This is a genomic window from Inquilinus sp. (assembly GCF_057815775.1).
Window position 1 is genome coordinate 1 of record NZ_JBYRFX010000188.1, and the last position, 2,852, is coordinate 2,852.

A 2,852-nucleotide genomic window follows, 5' to 3' on the forward strand; every position below is an offset into this window, starting at 1 on the left:
GGTGGTCCAGGCCAGCGGATCGACGCGATTGAGTTTGCAGGTCTCCAGGAGCGACGCGATCATCGCCCAGCCCTCGGCGCCGCGATCGTGGCCTGCGAAGAGTGCATTCTTTCTTGTGAGCGCCAGACCGCGGATCGAACGCTCGACAGTGTTTGAATCGATCTCGATGCAGCCGTCGTCGAGATAACGGCACAAGCCGTCCCAGTGGTTGAGCCCGTAGCCGAGCGCGTCGGCGATCGTGCCGCCCTTCGGGACCTTGGCGAGGCTCGCTTCGAGCCAGGGTTTCAAGGCATCGACCACGGGCTTGGCGCGCTGCTGACGGATGGCGCGGCGCACTTGCGCCGACAGGCCGCGGATCTCGGCCTCGATGTCGTAGAGTTGCTTGATGCGCGCGAGCGCCTCGGTGGCGATCGGTGCATTACCGCCGACATAGACCTCGTAGAACTGCCGTCGCAGATGGCTCCAGCAATAAGCGAGCGTCACCGGGCCGCCGGGGCGTGTCGGCGCGGCCAGCTTCTTGTAAACGGCGTAGCCATCCACTTGCAGCACGCCAGAGAAGCCGTCGAGCAGCTTGATGGCGTGCTCACCGCCACGGCCGGGCGCGTAGGAGTAGGCCACCGCCGGCGGATCGGCCCCACCCCACGGCCGGTCGTCGCGGGCGATGGCCCATAGGAAGCCGGTCTTGGTCTTGCCACGTCCAGGATCGAGCACCGGGCACCGTGTCTCGTCGCAGAACAGCCGGGGCGACGCCTTGAGCAGCGCGATCAGACGATCGTGCAGCGGCTGCAGCTCGGCGGCGGCGGCACCGACCCATTGCGCCAAGGTCGAGCGCTCGATGGTGACGCGGTGGCGCGCCAGGATCTGGGACTGCCGATAGAGCGGGATGTGATCGGCGTGCTTGCTGACAACGACATCGGCGACCATCGCCTCGGTCGGGAGGCCACCTTCGATCAGCCGCGCCGGAGCCGGCGCCTGGATGATCCCCGCAACGTCATCGGCACCCGTCTTCTCGCACGTCCGGCAGGCATATTTCGGGCGCCTCGTCACGATCACGCGCACTTGGGCCGGAACCTTGTCGAGGCGCTTCGATGTATCCTCGCCGATGACGTGCAACTCGCCGCCGCAGCACGGACACGCCTTGCTGTCGGGCTCGACCACTACCTCCTCGTGCGGCAGGTGATCGAGGTTCTCATTGCGGCTGGCGCGGCGCTTCTTCGTCCGCTCGGTCTTGAGTGCCGGATCGACCTTCTCATCCTCGGTCGCGGCCTTGGCGAGCGCGGATTCCAGGTCGTCCAGCGCGAGCGACAGCTGATCGTCGGTGATGCGCTCGGATTTTCGGCCGAAGTGCGCGCGCCGGATCTCGGCGATGATGGCTTCGAGGCGCTGGTTGCGGGCCGCGAGCTTGTCGCGCTCGGCTGCATGGGCGGTGCGCTCGGCCAGGATCAGGGCGCGAAGCCCATCCATGTCGTTGGGAAGCGTATCGATTGCGTTGGTCACCGCGCGGCCCGTCTTGCCGAAGACGAGCCACAGCGTCGCCGATTCCGGGGGTGCGCGCAGCCTCGATCGTGCGCCTGAGTCGTCGTGTCGCTGGATCATTGGGTGGCACTCGGACGGACGACCTCGCGACGCTCGACGCTTGACCACTGGCCCCCTTCGAGAAGCGTGGCGAGCTGCACCGCCGACAACTTCAGCATGCCGTCCTCGATCGGCGGCCAGCGGAACTGGGCGCTCTCCAGCCGCTTCGTCATCAGGCAGATGCCGGTTCCGTCCCACCACAACAGCTTCACGCGGTCCATCCGCTTGGATCGGAACACGTAGATGGCACCACAAAACGGATCGGCGCCGAGCGCCGCCTGCACGATCGCAGCCAGCCCGTCGGCCTGCTTGCGGAAATCCACCGGCCTCGTCGCCACGAGAACCTGCATCTCCGCGCCGGCCGTGATCATGACGACCTCCTCACGGCCCGCAACACGATGGCGAGCAACTCGGCCTCGACCCGACCGCTGACGCGCACGACCGTGTCGCCGAGCGTGACCTCGATCACGCCCGGCAGACGGGTGTCGGTTGGCGGCAGCGAAGCTTGTGGCGCCGCCATTGGCGAACCTGCGATGACGACCTGCGCAAATGCGGGCGCCTCGACAGCCGTCCCAGCCGATGACTTTGCTCTGCCGCTCTTCGGCCGCGGCGACGGTGCCGGAGTGGCGGGGGCCGCCGGCGGAGCCGTGCTGCCCGCCTCACCAGCGTCCTCGCCGAACAGGACGCGGGCCTGCCGCCGCCAGCCGAACAACTGCTGCGGACTGACGCCGTTGCGCCGGGCGACCTCGGACACGTTCGCGCCAGGGTCCAGGCTCTCGATCAGGATGCGAGCCTTCTCGGCCGTCGGCCATTTCCGGCGACGCCCCGTGCCCGTGATCAGCTCGATACGCCGAAACTCCACGGCCCCGTCGCAGGCGCCGGGCTTGCTTTCAAGCGTAGGCTCAAGCGTATGGTCAAAACGATCGCTCATGGGATGGCATTAAGCCACCGTCCGCCCCAATCCGAAACGTGGGGCCGGAAGCCCGCTTACCCTCCACCGACCATCGGCGCCGGCGCTCGACGCCCGTGATGACCTCCACGGGCCTCAACCGCTCGGGCGTGAAGCCTCACTATGGTCGACCCTATGGTCAAAACGATCGCGCTCCATGGCAAGTCAGCATCGCCGATGCCGCCGGACATGCCAATGTGGGGACGGAACAGCGCTTACGGATCGATTGGCGTAACCCGGCGTTTGAACTCGATCGAATAGCTGCGGTGCTTGGCCATGGGCTTTCTCCTCGAAAGCCCGGTCGAGATAGTCCGATTCTCACCCCTTC

Annotated in this window: 4 protein-coding genes; 1 reads left to right on the top strand and 3 read right to left on the bottom strand. The window is 66.9% G+C overall.

The genetic code is table 11. From position 1 onward, the window contains the following. The 3 genes from tnpC to tnpA all read right to left on the bottom strand — a co-directional run. On the bottom strand, positions 1-1,464 hold a 1,464-nt coding region (tnpC, locus tag AC3XYG_RS06750; RefSeq protein ID WP_489139045.1), incomplete at its 3' end, for an IS66 family transposase. 128 nt (positions 1,465-1,592) lie between these two features. Beyond that, positions 1,593-1,946: an IS66 family insertion sequence element accessory protein TnpB gene (gene tnpB / locus AC3XYG_RS06755; protein WP_489139042.1), complete on the bottom strand. Its 354-nt coding sequence runs from the start codon at positions 1,944-1,946 to the stop codon at positions 1,593-1,595. After that, positions 1,943-2,506, bottom strand: coding sequence for an IS66-like element accessory protein TnpA (gene tnpA, locus AC3XYG_RS06760; RefSeq protein ID WP_489139043.1), 564 nt, complete (start codon positions 2,504-2,506; stop codon positions 1,943-1,945). Before tnpA ends, tnpB begins: the two co-directional genes overlap by 4 nt. Positions 2,507-2,604: 98 nt before the next feature. Between tnpA and AC3XYG_RS06765 the strand changes: the two genes are divergently transcribed. Beyond that, the coding region (locus tag AC3XYG_RS06765; RefSeq protein ID WP_489139044.1) for a hypothetical protein at positions 2,605-2,852 on the top strand (248 nt) is incomplete at its 3' end.